The organism is Ruegeria sp. CJ6 (assembly GCF_056536665.1).
This window is the reverse complement of the sequence record NZ_JBQFQB010000001.1, coordinates 49,587-69,838: the sequence shown is the minus strand read 5'-3', so window position 1 is coordinate 69,838 and position 20,252 is coordinate 49,587. Positions and strand designations below refer to the sequence as shown.

21 protein-coding genes are annotated in these 20,252 nt (G+C 58.9%); 12 read left to right on the top strand and 9 right to left on the bottom strand.

The features are described 5' to 3' along the window. Window positions 1–15 precede the first annotated feature (15 nt). Both xseA and ACR0BT_RS00390 read left to right on the top strand, forming a co-directional pair. A complete protein-coding gene (gene xseA, locus ACR0BT_RS00395) occupies window positions 16–1,500 on the top strand; it encodes an exodeoxyribonuclease VII large subunit (RefSeq protein WP_480762276.1) in 1,485 nt (494 codons plus the stop codon). 3 nt (window positions 1,501–1,503) lie between these two features. Next, a complete protein-coding gene (locus ACR0BT_RS00390) occupies window positions 1,504–2,166 on the top strand; it encodes a glutathione S-transferase family protein (protein ID WP_480762274.1) in 663 nt (220 codons plus the stop codon). Here ACR0BT_RS00390 and ACR0BT_RS00385 read toward each other — a convergent pair. After that, a complete protein-coding gene (locus ACR0BT_RS00385) occupies window positions 2,142–2,537 on the bottom strand; it encodes a hypothetical protein (protein WP_170404949.1) in 396 nt (131 codons plus the stop codon). The two genes, ACR0BT_RS00390 and ACR0BT_RS00385, sit on opposite strands and share 25 nt — an antisense overlap. Before the next feature lie 141 nt (window positions 2,538–2,678). Between ACR0BT_RS00385 and ACR0BT_RS00380 the strand changes: the two genes are divergently transcribed. The 5 genes from ACR0BT_RS00380 (at window position 2,679) to ACR0BT_RS00360 (ending at window position 6,906) form a co-directional block, all read left to right on the top strand. Further along, window positions 2,679–3,317, top strand: coding sequence for a lysoplasmalogenase (locus ACR0BT_RS00380; protein ID WP_170645842.1), 639 nt, complete (start codon window positions 2,679–2,681; stop codon window positions 3,315–3,317). 58 nt (window positions 3,318–3,375) lie between these two features. Further along, on the top strand, window positions 3,376–4,515 hold the full coding sequence (ftsY, locus tag ACR0BT_RS00375) for a signal recognition particle-docking protein FtsY (RefSeq protein WP_170645841.1): 1,140 nt from the start codon (window positions 3,376–3,378) through the stop codon (window positions 4,513–4,515). An 88-nt stretch (window positions 4,516–4,603) separates the two neighbouring features. Then, window positions 4,604–5,506 carry a DMT family transporter gene (locus ACR0BT_RS00370; protein ID WP_170393546.1) on the top strand — a complete coding sequence of 301 codons (903 nt, stop codon included), beginning with the start codon at window positions 4,604–4,606 and terminating at the stop codon, window positions 5,504–5,506. Window positions 5,507–5,522: 16 nt separating this feature from the next. Then, a complete protein-coding gene (locus ACR0BT_RS00365) occupies window positions 5,523–6,128 on the top strand; it encodes an inner membrane-spanning protein YciB (RefSeq protein WP_170393548.1) in 606 nt (201 codons plus the stop codon). Window positions 6,129–6,237: 109 nt separating this feature from the next. Beyond that, window positions 6,238–6,906, top strand: coding sequence for a Crp/Fnr family transcriptional regulator (locus ACR0BT_RS00360; RefSeq protein ID WP_170393550.1), 669 nt, complete (start codon window positions 6,238–6,240; stop codon window positions 6,904–6,906). A 229-nt stretch (window positions 6,907–7,135) separates the two neighbouring features. Here ACR0BT_RS00360 and ACR0BT_RS00355 read toward each other — a convergent pair whose 3' ends face one another. The 6 genes from ACR0BT_RS00355 to rpiA all read right to left on the bottom strand — a co-directional run bounded on the left by ACR0BT_RS00355 (window position 7,136) and on the right by rpiA (window position 13,336). Then, a complete protein-coding gene (locus tag ACR0BT_RS00355) occupies window positions 7,136–8,578 on the bottom strand; it encodes a Do family serine endopeptidase (RefSeq protein WP_480762681.1) in 1,443 nt (480 codons plus the stop codon). Between the two features lie 179 nt (window positions 8,579–8,757). Beyond that, window positions 8,758–8,952, bottom strand: coding sequence for a DUF2065 domain-containing protein (locus ACR0BT_RS00350; RefSeq protein WP_170393554.1), 195 nt, complete (start codon window positions 8,950–8,952; stop codon window positions 8,758–8,760). Further along, complete coding sequence (hflC, locus tag ACR0BT_RS00345; protein ID WP_170393556.1) at window positions 8,952–9,848, bottom strand: protease modulator HflC; 897 nt, start codon at window positions 9,846–9,848, stop codon at window positions 8,952–8,954. Before hflC ends, ACR0BT_RS00350 begins: the two co-directional genes overlap by 1 nt. Continuing rightward, window positions 9,848–10,990 carry an FtsH protease activity modulator HflK gene (hflK, locus tag ACR0BT_RS00340; RefSeq protein ID WP_170393723.1) on the bottom strand — a complete coding sequence of 381 codons (1,143 nt, stop codon included), beginning with the start codon at window positions 10,988–10,990 and terminating at the stop codon, window positions 9,848–9,850. Before hflK ends, hflC begins: the two co-directional genes overlap by 1 nt. A 72-nt stretch (window positions 10,991–11,062) precedes the next feature. Next, complete coding sequence (gor, locus tag ACR0BT_RS00335; protein ID WP_170393558.1) at window positions 11,063–12,421, bottom strand: glutathione-disulfide reductase; 1,359 nt, start codon at window positions 12,419–12,421, stop codon at window positions 11,063–11,065. A gap of 129 nt (window positions 12,422–12,550) precedes the next feature. Further along, complete coding sequence (rpiA, locus tag ACR0BT_RS00330; RefSeq protein ID WP_170645840.1) at window positions 12,551–13,336, bottom strand: ribose-5-phosphate isomerase RpiA; 786 nt, start codon at window positions 13,334–13,336, stop codon at window positions 12,551–12,553. A 167-nt stretch (window positions 13,337–13,503) separates the two neighbouring features. On the opposite strand from rpiA, the gene ACR0BT_RS00325 reads away from it, so the two are divergent. Genes ACR0BT_RS00325 through ACR0BT_RS00310 form a run of 4 tightly spaced genes read left to right on the top strand, consistent with a single transcriptional unit; the run spans window position 13,504 to window position 16,984 of the window. Continuing rightward, window positions 13,504–14,205 carry a glutathione S-transferase family protein gene (locus tag ACR0BT_RS00325; protein ID WP_480762270.1) on the top strand — a complete coding sequence of 234 codons (702 nt, stop codon included), beginning with the start codon at window positions 13,504–13,506 and terminating at the stop codon, window positions 14,203–14,205. A gap of 1 nt (window position 14,206) precedes the next feature. Next, complete coding sequence (locus ACR0BT_RS00320; RefSeq protein WP_480590777.1) at window positions 14,207–15,580, top strand: L-serine ammonia-lyase; 1,374 nt, start codon at window positions 14,207–14,209, stop codon at window positions 15,578–15,580. Window positions 15,581–15,607: 27 nt separating this feature from the next. Continuing rightward, on the top strand, window positions 15,608–16,024 hold the full coding sequence (locus tag ACR0BT_RS00315) for a GFA family protein (protein ID WP_170404929.1): 417 nt from the start codon (window positions 15,608–15,610) through the stop codon (window positions 16,022–16,024). Between the two features lie 45 nt (window positions 16,025–16,069). Beyond that, the gene (locus tag ACR0BT_RS00310) at window positions 16,070–16,984 is read left to right on the top strand and encodes a DMT family transporter (RefSeq protein ID WP_480590781.1); all 915 of its coding nucleotides are present in this window, start codon (window positions 16,070–16,072) and stop codon (window positions 16,982–16,984) included. Here the strand turns inward: ACR0BT_RS00310 and ACR0BT_RS00305 are convergent. Further along, on the bottom strand, window positions 16,929–17,636 hold the full coding sequence (locus ACR0BT_RS00305) for a thiamine diphosphokinase (protein ID WP_480762268.1): 708 nt from the start codon (window positions 17,634–17,636) through the stop codon (window positions 16,929–16,931). The two genes, ACR0BT_RS00310 and ACR0BT_RS00305, sit on opposite strands and share 56 nt — an antisense overlap. Before the next feature lie 120 nt (window positions 17,637–17,756). Here ACR0BT_RS00305 and ACR0BT_RS00300 point away from each other — a divergent pair, with 120 nt between their 5' ends. Beyond that, a complete protein-coding gene (locus tag ACR0BT_RS00300; protein WP_480762680.1) occupies window positions 17,757–19,430 on the top strand; it encodes a hypothetical protein in 1,674 nt (557 codons plus the stop codon). A 98-nt stretch (window positions 19,431–19,528) separates the two neighbouring features. On the opposite strand, the gene ACR0BT_RS00295 is transcribed toward ACR0BT_RS00300, so the two are convergent. Next, window positions 19,529–20,236: a YfaZ family protein gene (locus tag ACR0BT_RS00295; RefSeq protein WP_170404917.1), complete on the bottom strand. Its 708-nt coding sequence runs from the start codon at window positions 20,234–20,236 to the stop codon at window positions 19,529–19,531. Window positions 20,237–20,252: the final 16 nt, after the last annotated feature.

Sequence of the window (20,252 nt, the reverse complement as noted above, 5' to 3'; positions counted from 1 at the left end):
ACACAAGGCGCTGAAATGTCCGACCTGCTAGATGACCCGATTCCGGGTCAGAACACCCCCGAATACACTGTCTCGGACATCTCAGGCGAGGTGAAGCGCACGCTCGAGGGCACCTTTGGCCGAATCCGTGTGCGTGGAGAAGTGGGCCGCGTGTTCAAGGCCCGTTCGGGTCATCTGTATTACGACATAAAGGACGACCGGAACGTGCTGGCCTGCACAACTTGGAAAGGGCAGATTTCTGGTCTTTCAGTTGTTCCCGAAGAAGGCCTCGAGGTTGTCGTCACCGGGCGCCTGACAGCTTTTGGAGCCCAGTCGAAATACAACCTGAATGTCGATGAAGTCGCCGTCGCCGGGCAAGGCGCGCTGATGGCATTGCTGGAAAAGCGCAAAAAGCAGCTCGAATCCGAAGGCTTGTTTGCGGCTGAACGCAAGAAACCCCTGCCCTACTTGCCGCAGATCATCGGCGTTGTCACTTCGCCCTCCGGTGCGGTGATCCGAGACATCTTGCATCGGCTGCGTGATCGGTTCCCGCGCAAAGTACTGATCTGGCCCGTCGCGGTTCAGGGGGCAAACTGTGCCCCCGAAGTGACCCGCGCCATCGAAGGCTTCAATCAACTCACACCGGGCGGGGCCCTCCCGCGACCCGACCTGATTATCGTCGCGCGCGGCGGTGGGTCCATAGAAGACCTCTGGGGCTTCAACGAAGAAAGCGTCGCGCGCGCGACTGCAGCCTCAGAAATCCCGCTGATCTCGGCCGTCGGGCACGAGACGGACACCACCCTGATCGACTATGTCTCGGACCGCCGCGCGCCTACGCCAACCGCCGCTGCCGAACTTGCCGTACCGGTCCGCATGGAACTGCTGGCTTGGACCAACGAACAAGGGGCCCGCCTGTCGCGCGCCTCCACGGATGCCGTGCAACGCCGCAGCCAGCGTCTGCGCGTCCTGTCCCGAGCCCTGCCCCGCCCCGATACACTGCTGGAAAGCCCGCGCCAAAGGCTCGACCAAATCTCGGAACGCCTGCCCAACGCGCTGATCCGGGGTGTTCAGAACCGCCGCGTCAAACTGCTGGACAGTGCGGCGCGTCTGCGCCCCTCGACCCTGCGCAGCTTTGTCGAAACCCGCCGCGATCGCTGGCGCAACCTGTCCTCACGCCTGTCACTGCGCCCGATCCAGCGCGAGCTGGAAACACGGCGCGACGCTCTGAATCGCCTATCCGAACGCCTGAACACCGGGCAATCCACGCGATTGGACCGCCTGCGCCAGCAGATGGACGCCACCGACCGCCTACGTGAAACGCTGAGCTACAAGGCGACGCTCGGGCGTGGCTACGCCGTCGTGCGCGCCGAAGGAGAGGTCATCACAACCAAAGCTCAAGCCTCCGGTCACGCTGTTCTTGAGATCGAATTCGCTGACGGTCGCCTCAGGACCGGGGCTGCGGGCAAGGCGCCACCCAAGAAATCCAAACAGGCACCTCCTGATCAGGGATCGTTGTTCTGACCGATGTTGACGATCTGGGGCCGTAAAACATCCTCGAACGTTCAGGCCCTAATGTGGTGCGTGGGTGAGCTTGGCCTAGAATACCAGCGTCACGATCTTGGCCATCGCTTCGGCGGGCTGGACACTGCAGCGTTTCGGGCACTGAACCCAAACAAAACCATCCCCGTCCTGCAAGATGGCGACAACCCACCGCTTTGGGAAACCGGCGCCATCCTGCGATATCTGGCCACCCAATATGGCGAACAGGCATTCTGGCCTTCAGATCCTGCCCGGCGCGCCACGATCGACAAATGGGCCGAATGGGCGAAACTCAACGTGGCGATGGCGTTTACCGTTCCGGTGTTCTGGCAAATTGTGCGAACACCCGTTGAACAGCAGGACCAAACAGCGATCCATCGGGCCGTCAGCGATTTGGAAATCAAACTGGCAATCGCAGACAAGGAGCTGGACCAAAACACGTTCCTTGGGGGTGAGCAATTTACACTGGCGGATATACAGCTCGGCCACGTCCTTTACCGCTACTACGATATTGACATCGTCCGCGCACCGTTACCGCATTTGCGTCGATACTATGAACGGCTAACCGAAAGGCCCGCGTTTCAACATCACGTCATGCTGGACTATGAAGACCTGCGACCATTTCAGACCCCGACATCCGGTCCGTAGCACAACATCTCTTCGCCAATATCCTCGGCCTCGTACAACTCGGTCGCTGTCGGATCGCCCTCGAATTGTGCGATCAAACCGCCCCCGGATTGCCAGAAAACCCAGCATTGCGGCGCCAGTTGATCCTCATAGATGAAACAGATCTGATCTTCCTGCTCGTACCAAACTCCGTTCATGCAATTGCCATCCAGAAATGACCAGATGACTCGGCGGTCTGGCAGATACCGTTCGACTCCGTAGGCCTGCCCATCGAACCCGTAATACAAAGTCTTCCCACGCGTATACGCATCGAATTCAGGCCCTGTCAGAGGCGACTGTGCCGCAACGGGCTGAGCGAAAAGGGTCAGCAGAATCATGCAAGTTCGGATCATGGTCACACTGTGTCAGAAGCAACCCACAAGTGCCATTCAACCTTTCCACATCGTGGCGATCGGCAAGATAACTCCACGTCACGCCTTGATGCACCGCCGAGATCATGGCGATGATTGACTCAAAAACATCGGGGACGCACCATGACGACACTTCTTTTCTGGATTGCGGCGGCCTGCGCGCTGACCTACCTGCCACTTACCGCGCGCCCGGCCGGCACCCTGCGTAGCATGCTGAAAACAGCATCGGTCGTGCTGCTGGCAGGCGTCGCCATACTGGCAAGCGCGCCATGGCTCCTGATCCTCGCCCTTACCTTCTGCGCGATAGGCGATGCCCTTTTGTCACGCGAAACCGACAGCACATTCATGGCAGGCATCGGTGCATTTGCTGCGGGGCATTTGGCCTATATCGCCTTATTTTTGACGAGCCCCAGCAGCAACCCTGAACAGATCTTCGACCACCCCGCGATCATCTGGTTCCTGATCATCCTGGGCATCGTTATGGCCACGCTGCTCACCCCCCGCGCCGGAGACCTCAAGATCCCCGTCCTCGCTTATATTCCAATCATCCTGGGCATGGGCATCACCGTTCTTGCCCTTCCCGAAACTGGAGCCTTACGCTGGGCCCTTCCCGCCGCAATGGCCTTCATCGCCTCGGACCTGGCGCTTGCGACTGAAAAGTTCCTGCTACCTGCCAATCACCCGACCCTGAAGCTTACGCCCTATCTGGTCTGGCCGCTTTACTGGGCTGCCCAAGCCGGGTTTCTGATCGCCTTTACCTGACCCTTTGCAACTGCCGCCAATCCGCATTAGGTGAGGGGAACACCTGCGGAGACCAAAAATGGCGTTTTTCTCAAAGCTCAAGGACAAGCTGTTCAAATCCTCATCGCGCCTCGAAGAGGGGCTGGATGCGATTGTCGAGGATGGCGGCGAGGAAACCCCAAATCCTGATCCGGTGATCCCCGAACCAGAACCCGAACCGCAACCGGTTCCCGAAGTTCCAGAACCCACGCCCGCGCCGCAACCGGTCGAGCCCCCTGCTCCGATCCCAACTGATCCTACACCGGCCCCTCCACCCCCAGAGGTTCCAGAATCCAAGGGTTTGATGGGTCGCCTGTTCGGCCGAAATGAATCCAAGACCGTTGTCCGCCGCACGCTGGACGACGACATGCTGGAACAGCTCGAAGAGCTTCTGATCGCCTCGGACATGGGCGTCGACACCGCCCTGCGCGTTACGTCCAACATGGCCGAGGGGCGCTTTGGTCGCAAACTCTCGACCCAGGAAATCAAGCAGCTTCTGGCGCAGGAAGTCGCCCGCGTAATGGACCCCGTGGCCAAACCCATGCCAATCTACCCCAAGCGCCCACAAGTGGTGCTGGTCGTGGGCGTGAACGGCTCAGGCAAAACCACGACCATCGGCAAGCTCGCCAGCCAGTTCAAAGCCGCGGGCAAAAAGGTCGTCATCGCCGCCGGAGATACCTTCCGCGCAGCCGCCGTCGAGCAGTTGCAGGTCTGGGGAGACCGCGCAGGCGTCCCGGTGCTGACCGCGCCCGAAGGCTCAGACCCCGCTTCGCTGGCCTTCGATGCCCTGACAAAAGCGCAGAACGAAGGCGCTGACCTTCTGATGATCGACACAGCGGGCCGCCTTCAGAACCGCGCCGACCTGATGGAGGAACTGGCCAAGATCGTCCGCGTCATCCGCAAGGTCGACGACACCGCCCCGCACAACACCCTGCTGGTACTGGACGCCACCACCGGCCAGAACGCCCTTAGCCAGGTGGAAACCTTCCGCAATCTGGCAGATGTCTCGGGCCTCGTAATGACCAAACTGGACGGCACAGCCAAAGGCGGCGTACTGGTCGCCCTCGCCGACAAGTTCGGCCTGCCGATCCACGCCATCGGTGTCGGCGAACAAATCGACGACCTCGCTCCGTTCGACCCCGAAGAATTCGCCGCCGCCCTCACCGGGTTGCAAAGCTGATCCGCCCCTTCATCTGGCCGAAAATACCTTCGGGGGGCGTGGGGGGCAGACAGCCCCCCACTCTCTCCGCCCAAGCGAAAGCCCCGATTTGAGCGACTGGCTGATCTCCCTCGAAGGCACCGAAGCAGGCCACCAACTCGCCCTCGCGCTCGCGCTGATGGCGGCCTTCCTGCATGCGGTTTTCGGTGCACTGCAAAAAGGTCGCCACGACCCGTGGATGTCGCGCGGGGCGATCGATGCCTGCTACTGCCTTATGGCGATGCCATTCGCCTTCTTCATCGTGCCATGGCCCGAACCTTACATGTGGCCGATCTTTGGCGTCGTCTGGCTGATCCATATCGGCTATAAAGTGCTGCAGGCGATGGCCTACACCAAAGGCTCCTATACCGTTGTCTATCCGGTCGTGCGCGGTACTGGCCCGCTCTTCACCGTGATCGGAGCCTATCTTTTGTTCGGTGAAACCTTCTCGGCCATCCAATGGCTTGGAGTCGCGACGCTTCTTGCGGGTATCTTCGGCCTTGCCGCCTATAACCTGCGCTACCTTGAGACTAATCGAGATACGCTGCAAATCGCGCTGGTGCTGGCGGTCGTCACGGGCCTCTTCGTGGCGCTCTATACGACCTATGATGCCTACGGTATCCGCGCTACGGCTGACCCGTTCACCTTCCTTGCGTGGTTCTTCATGATCGACGGGGCCGCGATGCCTATCTATGCTGCGCTCAGATACCGCGCAATGATCCACCGCCCTGCGCTTGGACCTCTGATGCTTCGCGGGTTCGCGGGCGGCATCATTGCGCCGATGTCCTTCGGTGCCATCATGCTCGCCACGCGACTGGACAAGGTCGGAGAGGCGGCGGTCCTGCGCGAAACCTCCACCGTTTTCGCAGCACTCATCGGCTGGCTGGTGCTGAAAGAAACTGTCGGCCCCAGACGCATTGCGTTGATGGCATTGATTGCACTCGGCGCAGTAATAGTTGAAATGGGCGGGTAAGCAGCAGGTTGGAATCATGGCAGAGAAAAAAGACATCAACCCATTCCTCAAACAGGTACTGGAACTTGGCCCCCCACTGGCCTTCTTCTTCATCTACCTGCGCCTGCGTGATGACAATTTCGTGATCGGCGGCACCGAGTATTCTGGGTTCATCGTCGCCACCATCCTGTTCGTGCCGCTGATGCTGGCTGCCATGGGCATCCTCTGGTACCTGACGGGCAAACTCAGCCGTATGCAGATTTTCACCGCATTCATGGTGATTTTCTTCGGCGGCCTCACCGCGTGGTTCAATGATGAGCGGTTTTTCAAGATGAAAACAACGCTGGTCTATGGCTTCTTTTCCGCCATCCTCGGGATCGGGCTTTTGCAGGGGAAATCCTACCTGGCATATGTTCTGGACGAGATGCTACCCATGCAGCACGAGGGCTGGATGATCCTCACCCGGCGTCTGTGTGCCTGTTTCGCAGTACTGGCCGCAGCCAATGAATTGGTCTGGCGCACGATGTCAACGGACCTATGGGTCAAGATCGAAACCTTCGGCTTTCCCATTGCCTTGATGGCGTTTCTGATGATGCAGTTCAACCTGCTGCAAAGCTATATGGATGATCCCGACAAGCAATAACTGTTCTTGCCCAAGCGTAACAAGCTAACAAAATTTCTTGGCTTAAGCTTGAAGCTGTGAAAAGTTGGGTCACCACCCGCACCACTCAACCCCGGAGATCAGCGCCCGAATGATGGCATTTCCCAACAGTGGATTCCTGTCCGAAGCCTCTGAAGAGCTGCGCACCATGCTGGCAGCCCAGGCCACCGAAGTCACATTGGATCGGGGCGATGTCCTGTTCGAGCAGGACGATGAAGGCGATGCGCTCTATGCCATTCTTTCCGGTGCGCTCGAAGTGTCATTTCTTGCGTCGAGCGGGCGCAAGCTTTCTCTCAGCATGATGCGCCCAGGTGAGGTGTTCGGGGAGATCGCGTTGTTCGACAGCGGTCCCCGCACCGCAACCGTTACTGCAGCTGAGCCCTCCAAAGTCCTGCGCGTTCGCCAGAAAGACATGATGGCGCAGATCCGGGAACATCCTGACCTTGCGGTGGATCTGATCCGCTTGGCCGGTCTTCGCATGCGTTATATGGGCGCTCAATTGAACGAGCAGGTATTCCTGCCGATGCCGATCCGACTGGCGCGCAAGCTTTTGCACCTGGCAGGACAACAGGACAGCCCAACGGCACGTATCACGCTTTCGCAGAGCGAATTGGCCGAATTTGTCGGTGCGACGCGTGAGGCAGTGTCAAAGACCATTTCGACATGGAAACGCGACAATGTCGTCGAAGCTTCGCGCGGCGGGCTGCAGATCCACGACTTTGACGCGCTGCGGCAACTGGCCGAATCCGATTTAATCTAAATTTTCGGCACAGATGTGATCCGCTTCACATACGCAGCTTTAAGATTGCCCTAAGGTTAATCCCGTTACCGTAGGAGGTCGGTTTTATCATCCCCGATATCTGTCCACCGACCTCTCCCTGTACAGAGCCATATGCCTTCCCCGGCATATGGCTTTTTTCTTAACGAAGTATGAAAAAGGCCGGGAAAATATCCCGACCTTCTAATTTCGGATCTGTTCGCTGAGTTTATTATTCTAGGCTCAGCGCTACGAACCGGGGTTCCCCGCCCCGCCGCACCAGCAGCAACAGAGATTTGCGTCCTGCTTCACGCGCCTCATCCATCCGCGTCTCCAGATCAGTGATCGAAGTCACCTTCTGCTGCCCCGCCTCAGTGATAAGATCACCGGCGCGCAGACCCTTTTCAAAGGCTTCCGAGGATTCATCAACATTGGTCACCAACAATCCTTCGGCATCGGCATCCAGACCCAATTCCTCGCGCTGGCTATCCCCCAGCGGAGCGATGGTCAGGCCAAGAATATCCTTGTCTTCCTCAGTCGGCGTTTCGGCTTCCGGCTCTTCGCCGTTCTCGGCACGTTCGGCGTCTTCGCGGCGGCCCAGCGTCACCAGCACGGTCTGGGTGCCTCCATCACGGTGCACGACCACACGCACAGATTTGCCAACGGTGGTCTCTCCCACCTGCCGCACAAGACCGCGTGTATCCTCGACCTCGACACCATCAAAGCTGATGATCACGTCTCCGGCCAGCAGGCCCGCTTCTTTTGCCGGGCCTTCCGGTACATCGCTGATCAACGCACCTCCGGGTTTGTCCAGCCCCATCGCCTCGGCCATATCCTCGGTCACGTCCTGAATGCGCACGCCCAGCCAACCACGACGGGTCTCCCCGAACTCACGCAGTTGATCAACGACCTTGATCACCACGTTCGAAGCCATCGAGAAACCAATCCCGATCGAGCCGCCATTGGGCGACAGGATCGCCGTATTTACGCCGATCACCTCGCCATTCATGTTGAACAGCGGCCCACCCGAGTTGCCCCGGTTGATCGCAGCATCGGTCTGGATGTAGTCATCATATGACCCGCTCAGTGCCCGATTCCGGGCCGAGATAATCCCTGCTGACACCGAAAAGCCTTGCCCCAGCGGGTTGCCCATCGCGATCACCCAATCGCCCACGCGGGCAATGTCGCTGTCACCGAACTGCACGTATTTCAGCGGCCCTTCCGCCTCGACTTTCAGCAGCGCGATGTCGGTCTTTTCGTCCCGGCCGATTACCTTGGCAACCAAGTCTTTCGCGGGCTGGCCATCACCGGGAAAAAACTCGACCAATATCTCATCGGCTTCGGCAATCACGTGATTGTTGGTGACGATATAGCCGTCTTCCGAGATCACGAAGCCCGAGCCCAGCGCATTGCTGCGACGTGGGCGATTTTCATTGTCCCCGCCATTGCGATCCTGAAACTCTCGGAAAAAGTCTTCGAATGGTGAGCCCTCAGGCACGATCCCTTGCGGGCCAGTCTGGCCTTCGATCAGCGTCGACGTGGTGATATTGACCACCGCAGGGCTAATCTGTTCAGCCAGCGGTGCCAGGCTGTCACCCCGCGCCTGCGCGGACACAGATTGAGCCAAAACCAGCAGCACCCCCACTAAGGTCAGCCACATCAGCCGCATCTTCATAACAAAATCGTCCCGTCGGACGGACACACTGCGCGCCTTAGCCTGCACTTGGGGTCTCCTTGTTGACTAATTCTCTGTTGGCATCACCCGGATGCCCTTCTTTGCAACCAATGTAGTCAGTTTGTCCCGGCCCGCAACTCGGGATCGCGGGGAAATCACCGGTGCGTGAAACCATCGCATCAAAAACCGACCTGATATGCGCCCCACAGCAGCACCAGCCCACTGACCACACAAAGCAGCCCGACCAGCCGCCGCGCCTGTTCCGGCAACGCGCGCAGCGCCTCAAGCATGCGTTCTATAAGCGAAGGGGCCAGCGCATAGGCCAGCCCCTCGACAATCAGTACCAGCCCGAAGGCCAGAAGGATCATGCCCATCACTCAGCGGCCGCAGCTGCCGGTGCCCGACGCCCGGTCGGAGAAGCAAGGTAGTTGAAGAACTCCGAGTCCGGGCTCAGGATCAACGAGCTGTTGCTGCCTTGCAGGGCATTCTCATAGGCGGTCAGCGAACGGTAGAATTCAAAGAACTCCGGATCGGCACCATAGGCTTCGGCGAAGATCGCGTTGCGTTCGGCATCGGCCTCACCGCGAATGATCTCGGCCTCACGGTTGGCGTCGGAAACCAGTTCAACCACGGTCCGGTCGGCCTGCGCGCGCACACGCTGCGCGGCTTCGTTACCGCGGGCGCGTTCGTCGGTCGCTTCACGTTCACGTTCTGCCTTCATCCGGTCAAACGTCGCCTCAAGGTTGGCCTGCGGCAGATCGGTCGCCTTCAGACGCACGTCGATTACGTTCACGCCCAGCGCACGTGCCTGTGCAATCGCGCTGTTGCGGATACGCAGCATCAGCGCGGCACGATCCGAACTCAGGATGTCACGGGACGAAACCGAACCCAGTACCTCGCGGGTTTCGGCGCGCAGAATGCGGTCCAGACGATCCTCGGCAACCGGGATACCGCCGACACCAACGGCCTGACGGAACTGTTCCAGATCAGAAATCCGGTAGCGTGCGAAGGCATCGACCACCAGACGACGATCGTCCAGAGGCGTCACTTCCAGCGGCTGAACGTCAATCGACAGGATACGGTCGTCATACCGCACCACTTCCTGAATCAGCGGGATTTTGAATGCCAGCCCCGGATCTTCCTTAACCGCAACAACGCGACCAAATTGCAGAACCAGAGCGCGCTCACGCTCGTCCACGATGAAGATCGAGGACAGAACACCGACTATCGCAAGAAAGATGATCGGCAGAATAAACGTTGTCTTACGCATCAGTTGCTCTCCCCTGCAGGGTTACGGCGCAACTCGTTGAGCGGCAAATAAGGCACGACGCCCTGCCCCGATCCTGTCGAGTTTTCATCCAGAATGATCTTGTCCACGTCACCCAGCACTTGCTCCATGCGTTCCAGATACAGACGTTTGCGGGTCACATCAGGTGCTTTGGAATATTCCTCCAAAACCGCGCTAAAGCGGCTGGCTTCACCCTGTGCACCGTTGATCTGCTGGGCACGATAAGCTTCAGCCTCTTCCAGTACCTGCGCGGCTTCACCACGCGCCTCAGCGAGAACGCGGTTGGCATAGGCGTCAGCGACGTTCTGCAACCTGTCACGCTCCTGCGCGGCGGCCTGAACGTCGCGGAACGCGGCAATCACGTCCTGCGGTGGATCAGCCTTGTCAAAGTTCACACGAACGATGTTTACACCCGAATCGTAGCTATCCATTGTCTCTTGGATCAGTTCCTGCAGGCGATCAGCAATGATACCGCGATCCCGGTTCAGGATCGGCGCAAGTTCGCTCTGCGCAATAATCTCGCGCATCGCCGATTCAGACACGGCGCGGATTGTCTGGCGCGGATCACGCAGGTTGAACAGAAATTTCGCCGGGTCATTGATGTTCCAGACAACCTGATAGTCGATATCGACCACATTCTCGTCGCCGGTCAGCATCAGACCATCGTCGCTGCCACGGGCACCGCCCATGTCTTCGTTCTGTTCGCGGGTGACCGGAATGACCTCGGCGGTCACAAAAGGCCAAGGCGCAAAGTTCAGACCCGGATTTCCGACAGCCGAGAACTCACCCAGAAACAGTTCGACAGATTGTTCTTCGGGTTTGACTGTATAAAAGCTTGCTAGCCCCCACAGACCTGCCGCAACCAACAGACCGATCGCAACCGTCCCTTTGGTAAACGCGGGGCCACCGCCGCCGCCCGAACCATTTGTACCACGGCCACCGCCGCCACGACCGCCCATCAGGACGCGCAGCTGTTCCTGGCCCTTTTTCATCAGCTCATCGATCTCGGGGATCTGCGGGCCGTCACCTTCGGGGGGCTTGCGCCCATCCCCGTTGTTACCCCGATTTCCTCCGCCTCCGGATGAGCCTCCGCCCCCCCAGGGGCCGCCGCTGTTGCCCGCCATATGTATCTTTTCCCTTGTGTTGGACCGTGTGATCACGGGTTCCCTTGTAACGTGTGTGCGCGCGCTTGCAAATCAAGCCGTGCGCACAGGTTGCCGCATTGTCACCAGTTCTTCGGCCATCACCGGATGAACTGCAACCGTACGGTCGAAATCTTCTTTGGTGGCACCCATCTTTACGGCAATTCCGGCAAGTTGAATCATCTCACCCGCGCCTGGCGCAACGATGTGACAGCCGAGGATTTTCCGCGTCTCTTGCGACACGATCAGCTTCATCAGCACGCGCTGTGTGCCTCCGGCAAACGCCTTCTGCATGGGCTTGAATGAGGTCGCATAAACCTCAATCGGTTCCTGTTCCGCAGCCGCTTCCTCGCTGAGGCCCACAGTACCCATTTCCGGCTGGGTAAAGATGGCGGTCGGGATCAGTTCGTGATCAACGGGCGTTGGATTGCCTTTAAAGACGGTCTCGACAAAAGCCATGCCTTCGCGGATCGCCACAGGGGTCAGGTTCACCCGATCGGTTACATCACCAATGGCAAATATCGAGGGCACGCCTGTTTGGCTGTACTCATCCACGATGATCTCACCCTTGCGACCGCGCGCGACGCCCAAGGCCTCAAGCCCCAGATCATCCGCATTCGGCGCGCGACCCGTGGCATACATCACAACGTCGAATAGCTGCTCGGAGCCATTTGTGGCCTTCACCCAGATTTTGTCGCCCTGCTTTTTCATCTCAAGCACGTTGGTGCCCAGATGCAGGTCGATGCCGTTCTGGCACATCTCTTCACTGATCAGCCCGCGCGCCTCATCATCAAAGCCCCGCAGAATCTGCGCCCCGCGATAGAACTGAGTCGTTTTGACCCCCATCCCATTCATGATCCCGGCAAATTCACAGGCGATATAGCCACCGCCAACGATCAGCATGGATTCGGGCAGTTCCTCCAGGTGGAAAATCTCATTCGAGGTGATCGCAAGATCAGATCCGGGGAACTCGGGTACAACCGGACGACCGCCCGTTGCGACAAGAATATGCTTGGCTGTCTTGCGGGTACCATCAGCCAGTTCCACCGTATGCGGATCAACGACATGGGCGCGCTGGTCGAAACTCTCGACACCATTGTTCTTCAGGATATTGCGGTAGATACCTTCCAACCGATCGAGCTCTGCGTGCAGCTTAACTTTGAAAGTGTTCCAGTTGAACGCACCCGGCTGCATGTCCCAGCCATAAGCCTGCGCGTCCCCGACCGTATCCGCGAACTCGCTGGCGAAAACCATCAGCTTCTTGGGTACACAGCCACGGATCACGCAGGTTCCGCCGTAACGATCCTCTTCCGCCAGAGCCACCTTGGCGCCGTTTTCACCCGCCGCCACCCGTGCCGCGCGAACTCCGCCCGAGCCGCCTCCGATGACGAACAGATCATAGTCAAAGCTCATGTACGAGTTCCTTTTATTCCGCGTGGCCAAAATTCACTGGATATCTGGGCGCAAATCCTGAACTGCCAACCCCTGGCGCGGGAAATAGTGATTTTTCTTCTGCAGTTTATCGCGCTACTTGCCTGATCTTTAGTCCGCCAGATCGGAAAACAGGTTGTCCCCACCGTCACCCAGCATATCGGTCAGGACTGTACCCTCATTGATATCACGCAATTCGACCCGGCCATCGCCATAACCAATGACAACCTTGTCGCAAATATCAATGAACAGCCCATTTTCGACCACACCCGGGATCTGATTCATTACCAGTGCCAATTGGCGGGCATTGCCGATCCGCTTGAGATGCAGGTCCAGAATGTGATTGCCCTCATCCGTAACCTTGGGTGCCTCACCGTTCATGCGCAAAGTGACCGAGGTGCCCAGCACATCCATTGTGTCCAGCGCTTCTTCAATCAGGGTGCGGGTGGTCTGCCAGCCGAACGGGATCACCTCGACCGGCAAAGGGAATGCGCCCAGCGTCTCGACCTCTTTGCCTGCATCCGCGATCACCACCATCTGATCGCTGGCTGTGGCCACAATCTTTTCCTGCAACAGCGCAGCACCACCGCCCTTGATCAGGTTGAACTCGCCATCAAACTCATCCGCGCCGTCGATTGTCAGGTCCAACCAGCCGGCCTGATCCAGCGAGACGACCTCGATCCCTTCTTCCCGCGCCAATTGCGCCGTCGCGGTCGACGTCGGAACGCCCTTGATTTTCAACCCCTCGTCGCGCACCCGTTCACCCAGGCGGCGCACCAACCATGCGGCGGTCGAGCCTGTCCCCAATCCCACACGCATCCCGTCCTGAACAAGATCGGCGGCACGACAGGCAGCAACGTATTTCGCTTTGTCGATGGGCGACAAGTCTCTGGTCATGGCAGCTTCCCCCAAGAATACTGCCAGACTTATACGGAATGCCCCGCGCAACTGCGAGAGGCAAAACACTCCGCACCTGTGCTAACATGTCGCTGAAATACGCGTTTCCGATAGGAAACGTCGCAATCAGCCTCTATTGTGATCGCCAGACCCCCTAGATAGTCGCCATGGAATCGCCATACCGCCTGCACTACGCCCCCGACAACGCCTCGCTGGTGATCCGACTGGCGCTGGAAGAGATGGGCCTACCCTATGAGACCATGCTGGTCGATCGCGCCCGCGATGCACAGAATAGTGCGGCGTATCGGGCGTTGAATCCGAACGGGCTGATCCCAGTGCTGGAGACGCCCCAGGGTCCAATCTTCGAGACCGCCGCAATCTTGCTGTGGCTGGCTGATACGCATGGGCAATTGGCCCCGACACAGGTCAGCCCTGATCGGGCGGCATTCCTGAAGTGGCTGTTCTTCGCCTCAAATACCCTGCATGCCGATCTGCGAATCCTGTTCTATGCCGAGAAATACATCGCGGCAGATCAAGCCGATACACTACGCTCCGGCATTCACCCGCGGCTGCGGCAGCACCTGAAACTGCTGGATGCTCAGGCCCAAAAAGCGCCCGACTGGTTCAGTGCTGATCACCCTTCAGTCCTGACGATATATGTCTCCTGCATGATGCGCTGGATGGCGCTTTATCCCGCTAAGGCGGACCGCAGCTGGTATCAACTCGCCGACACGCCTTATCTGCAAAAAATCCTGGTGCAGCTAGAATCAAACCCGTCGACCCGCGCAGCTATTGCCGCCGAGGGGCTGGGGGTCACTCCCTTCACCTCGCCGACCTACGCCAACCCTCCAGAAGGCTCAGCTACCTGATATGTTTCTCTCTGTCTTCGATATGTTCAAAGTGGGCATCGGCCCATCTTCTTCCCACACCATGGGTCCGATGGTGGCCGCCGCACGGTTCCTTGACCTGATGCGCGCCTCACCGTTCGAATTCGCGGGCTTGCGGGGTTCACTGCACGGCTCGCTGGCTTTCACGGGTGTCGGCCACGCCACCGACCGCGCTACCATTCTGGGCCTCGCCGGGTTTGTGCCTGACACCTATGACAACGACAAGGCCGAAGCCACACTGGCAGCTATCGCAGAATCCCATACGGTGACACCCGAAGGCCTGCCGACGCTGAGCTTTGATCCCAAAGCCGATCTGATCTTCGACTACGACAACAATCTGCCCGGTCATGCCAATGGTATGATCCTGATGGCCACTGACGCACAAGGCGATGTCATCCTGCGTCAGGTCTACTACTCCATCGGTGGAGGATTTGTTCTTACGGAAGAGGAATTGGCCGAAGGCAAGGCAACTGACGAAGGTGCGCCTGTGCCTTTCCCGTTCAAATCCGCCGCCGAAATGCTGCAAATGGCCAAAGACAACGGTAAAAGCATCGCTCAGATGAAGCGCGAAAATGAGATCGCGCGCGGTTGCGCGGATAGCTTTGCCAAAGGCACCGCGCGTCTTTGGCAGGTCATGAATGACTGCATCGAGCGTGGGCTAAAAACGGATGGCATCCTGCCCGGTGGTCTCAGCGTGCGCCGCCGCGCCAAAGGCATTCACGATGCCCTGCTGGCGGAACGCGGCATGAACCTGAATGCCCCGCATACGATCAACGACTGGATGAGCGTCTACGCCATGGCCGTGAACGAGGAAAACGCAGCCGGTGGGCAAGTTGTCACCGCCCCCACGAATGGCGCGGCGGGCGTGCTGCCATCAGTTCTGCGCTACTACCTCGATCACGTGCCCGGCGCGTCCGAAAGCCATGTCGAGGATTTCCTGCTGACCGCCGCCGCCATCGGTGGTCTGGTCAAGTTCAACGCTTCGATCTCGGGCGCTGAAGCGGGCTGTCAGGCCGAGGTTGGCAGCGCGTCAGCCATGGCTGCGGCAGGCATGTGCGCCGTGATGGGCGGTACGCCTGAGCAGGTTGAAAACGCCGCCGAGATCGCGTTGGAACATCACCTTGGCATGACCTGCGACCCAGTCGCGGGCCTTGTGCAGGTGCCGTGTATCGAGCGCAACGGCCTGGGTGCGATCAAGGCCGTCTCTGCCGCATCGCTGGCGCTTCGCGGCGACGGCAAGCACTTTATGCCTTTGGACGCGGCCATTGAAACGATGCGCCAGACCGGCGAGGATATGCACGAGAAATACAAAGAAACATCTTTGGGCGGGTTGGCCGTCAACGTGCCGAACTGCTGATCTGACAGCAAGAACAAGTGGGGTGACATGCGCGGACATTGCCTGTGCGGCAAGATTGGATACGAGGTTGACCCTCCGGTTCTGTCCTGTGTCACCTGCCATTGCGACAGCTGCCGCCGCCAATGCGCCGCCCCGATGACCACCTATTTCGGAGTCCGCGACGGCAATTGGCGCTGGACCGGTGAGCAGCCGAAACGCTTCAATTCCTCACCCGGAGTCGAGCGCAGTTTCTGCCCCCATTGCGGCACGCCGATATCCTTCCGGTCCACGGTGATGTCGGATGTGATGCACCTCTATGTGGCGACGCTGGAAAAACCCGAAGCACTCAGCCCAACCTTGCATGTCGCGCACGAGGAAAAGCTTAGCTGGCTGCAGCTTGGTGACGGCCTGCCCACCTGCATCGGCCCGGATTACACCAAAGTCCAACCCCTGCCCGACACCTGAGATCAGAGCTTCCCCCTCTGCCGCGAAACCGCTAGCGTCGCGCACATGACTCAGGATCGCCCCGTTCTCGGCATCATATTGATGCTCGGTTTTTGCGTGCTCGCACCACTGGGTGACGGGATGGCAAAGCTGTTGGGTGAAACCACAGCTTTGGGACTGCTGGTACTGGTGCGGTTTGCTGTTCAGGCGATGATCTTGATCCCACTGATCGCGATGACCGGCAAGCCATGGAAGATGACACCGCGCGTTTTGCGCCTAACGATGATCCGCACCCTTCTGCACATCATTGGGATCGCTGCGATGTTCACAGCGCTGCAATATATGCCGCTGGCCGATACCGTGGCCATCGCCTTTGTAATGCCTTTCATCATGCTGCTGTTGGGCAAATATGTTTTGGGCGAACAGGTCGGCCCCCGTCGTTTGATCGCCTGTGTCGTGGGATTCATTGGCACCTTGCTGGTGATCCAGCCCAGCTTTGCTGAGGTCGGCGCGCCCGCCTTGCTGCCCCTGATCGTTGCGGTGGTCTTCGCCCTGTTCATGTTGGTTACGCGGCAGATCGCCAAGGAAACAGACCCGGTTGCACTGCAGGCGGTATCGGGGGCCATGGCGACCGCCTTTTTGCTTCCGATTGTCCTGCTGGGTTCCCAGATCGGCCTGCCCGCAATGTCCCTGACAATGCCCACGGCTGAGACACTCTGGCTGCTGCTGGGAATCGGTGTGCTGGGCACCGTGGCGCATCTACTTATGACATGGTCTCTGCGCTATGCGCCGTCTGCGACTCTGGCCCCGATGCAATATCTAGAGATTCCGGTCGCCACCCTGATCGGCTGGCTGATCTTCCACGATCTGCCAAACGGGCTGGCCGCGCTAGGCATCGGCATCACCATCGCCGCCGGGCTCTACGTTATCCTGCACGAGCGGGCCAACGCTCGGTCCGGCCCGACTGAAACGCCTGCATGACCTGATCCAACGCCGCGCGCGGCAGGATCGTCAGCAACCCGGGTCCATCGACCTCAAGCGTTAGCGCGCCTAGCGCTCGGTTTGAGGTTCCGACCTGCCCGTCCGGTTCCAGCACCAGATCATCAATCGGCCATTCCAGCCCCTCGCTGCGCCCGGTCACCCGCCGCAGCGGAAACAATGAAACCGTGTCTCCTGCTGTGAGCTCCAGACTGATCCTGGGGGGCGCATGAAAGACAATTTCTCGTGCGCCCAACAGGACACAAGGCCGATCCTGCAACCGAACCAGAGTATTGAACGCCACCAACTGATGATCCACGCGCGCGCCCAGAAATCCTGCTGCCAGCACCACAGGCGCATCCATATTGCGCAGCGCCTTGTCAAAATCGGTGCTGTTCTGCTCGGATATCTGGAACAACCGATCCTTAGGAATCCGGGCCAGATATTCTGCCGTAATCGAGTCCAAATCGCCGATCACTGCGTCCGGCATCCGTCCCGAATCAATCAACGCAGCCGCACCGCCATCCGCCGCAACGGCAGAATTGACGCGATTTAGCACCAGATTCACATCCTCTGAACAGATTTCGCCCCCACCAAACAGCCCGATTGGCCCGCCAGAGCGAACAATTGCCCCATTTTCCACAAGATTGACCATAATTTCCAGTTTTGGACATAATGAAACCACAAAATGATAGCTTCATGGCTAGAGTTTCGAGTCGGTTGCCCCTGCTGTGTCTGGTAATCGACCTGGTAGTTTGTAAAGGACATGCGTCTGATGGTACAGAACAACAAGGTACTCACCGTTTCATACGGCACCTTCTCGTGCACCCTCGAAGGCTTTGACGATTCATTTGAAACAATGAAGGCGATCGCCGAGTATTTCCGGGACCTTGCAGCGGATGACCGATACTTCGGATCGGAACCTCCTCAGCCTGACGCCGAGATGCTGACCCGGATCGCACAGCGGGACGCCGCACAGAAGGTTGAAGCCAGCCAGAACGAGACCGGCCTGTTGTTGCGCGCAACGGAAACCGCCCCGGTTGCAGCACCGACCCCCGCTGCAATTGCGCCAGCCACAGCACCTGAACCTATTCAGCCTGTCGCGGATGTTGTTCCCCCTGCTCCGTCTGCTCCGCAATCCGAAGATGCCCCCGCCGCTGACAGTATCGCAGCCAAGCTGCAGCGAATCCGGGCTGTTGTTTCGCATTCCGATGCTGCCCCTGCCGGATACTCTGAAGACGAAGACGTCAGCTATCTGCAGCCCGTGAAGCCAAAGGTCGATGCAATCTCTGCCGCTTTTGAGTCCGGCGCGTTGAGCCCGACCGATCTGGAAGACACCGCTACGGACGACGCTCCGGCAACGACCCCGCAGGTCGAACAGCGTGCCGAACCCGAGCAAATGGCAACGATCGCCGAGCTGCCGGTTGAGGACGAAGAACCACTCGCGCCTGCCGCGATCGAGCAGGACGAAGTCGAAGCAGCCCCGATCATCTCACCGGCGATCACTACCGAACTTGAAGACGAGGACGAAGCGCCCGAACAGCCGGCAGCCGATGTCACGGACAAGGACGTGTTGTTCTCGGACCTCGACGACGAATCTGAAACTGAAGACGAAGGCCCCTCAAACATCCTGAATGACCAGGACAACACCGACGAAGATGAAACAACACCGGATCTTACCGGCCTCGCCCATGGCGTCATCTCGGCCGAGGATGAGGCGCTGCTGCTTGACGAAATGGCGCTGGTAGAATCCGAGCTGGCGGCAAACACGACGGCTGAGCTGCCCGATATGACGGGTTTGGATCAGGACGTATCGCGCCTGATGGACGAAGCGGGCGCCCATATGGATGATCCTGCCACTAGCGGTCAGCGCGAAACATATTCTCACCTGCGCACTGCCGTTGCTGCAACCGAAGCAGACCGCGAAGATGGCGCAGACAAATCTCAGACCCCCGAGGATGATTATCGCGGTGATCTGGCCTCGGTCGTCAATCCACGCCGACCCGAGATCGAGGTCACCAGTGAACGCCCCACCCCGGATGCTGCCGCACCATTGAAACTGGTGGCTGAACAGCGGGTGGATACCGAAACGGCTGACACCGGCCCGGTGACACCGCGCCGTGTCACCTCGGCGGACGAGGAATCTGCAGATGAAGAAGGTGGTTTTGCAGCCTTTGCGCAAGAACAGGGTGCCCAATCACTACTCGACCTGCTGGAAGCTGCCGCGGCTTATTTGTCCTTCATCGAAGGTCAGGAACAGTTCTCGCGTCCACAGTTGATGAACAAAGTTCGCTCGCTCAAGCAGGACTCGTTCAACCGCGAAGAAAGCCTGCGCTCATTCGGTCAGTTGCTGCGGGACGGCAAGATCGAAAAGGCCGGAGGTGGCCGTTTCGCCGCCTCAACCCAAATCGGGTTCCGCCCGAACGACGACGAGCGTGCTGCTGGCTGACACCAAGATCCCCCAATACCCCCTCAAGACAAAATTGGGCCAGAGGAAACTCTGGCCCTTTTTCGTTCCGTGGCTGGCAGCCAAAAAGCCAATCAAGTTCAGAAGTTGAACGCCAGCGCCACGTAAGGGCCGGTCAGGATCAGATCAATCACATCGCGCCCGTCTTCAAACTCAACATCCAGATGGCGATACCCGCCCGCAACGTTGATATTCTCACGCCACTTCCAACTAGCCTGCACCAGCGCCTCCCACTGGAATTCCGAGCCATAACCGAAGCCGCCGATATTGCCCATCGCTGTGAGGCTCCAGCGGTCATTCAGCGCGTAGTTATAGCGTGCGCCGATCAACGGGTCGGTCCAGCTTTGATCTGTGCTGAAGGTGCGATCCAGCACGGTGGTCGAAACATCCAGGTCCCAATGGCGCAGCCCGGCCAACGCTTCCAACCGTGACCGATCATCCTGATAGACCGCATAGCTGGCCGCCAGTGAGACCATCGTGCCCTCAAGATCCCAACTGGCTGCATCGTCAAACCGACCGACCGAGACATCGTCACCCAAATTGAGATAATTGAACTCACCACCAATGGTCCAACGCCCATTTCGGGCCTGGCCAGCGATCAGGAACGCGCCCTTCAGAATGTCGAAGATCGAGGTATCCCCGTTCACCGGCGGGTTTGGTCCCACGTCCAGTGAGGTTCTGAATTCCGGCCCCCAGAAATAAGGCGCAATGGTATAGCGCCAATCATCGGCCTGAGCGCTGCTCGCGATACATGTTGTGGTAACCGCCGCTAATACCCGGTTTTTCATGCCCTATCTGCCTCTG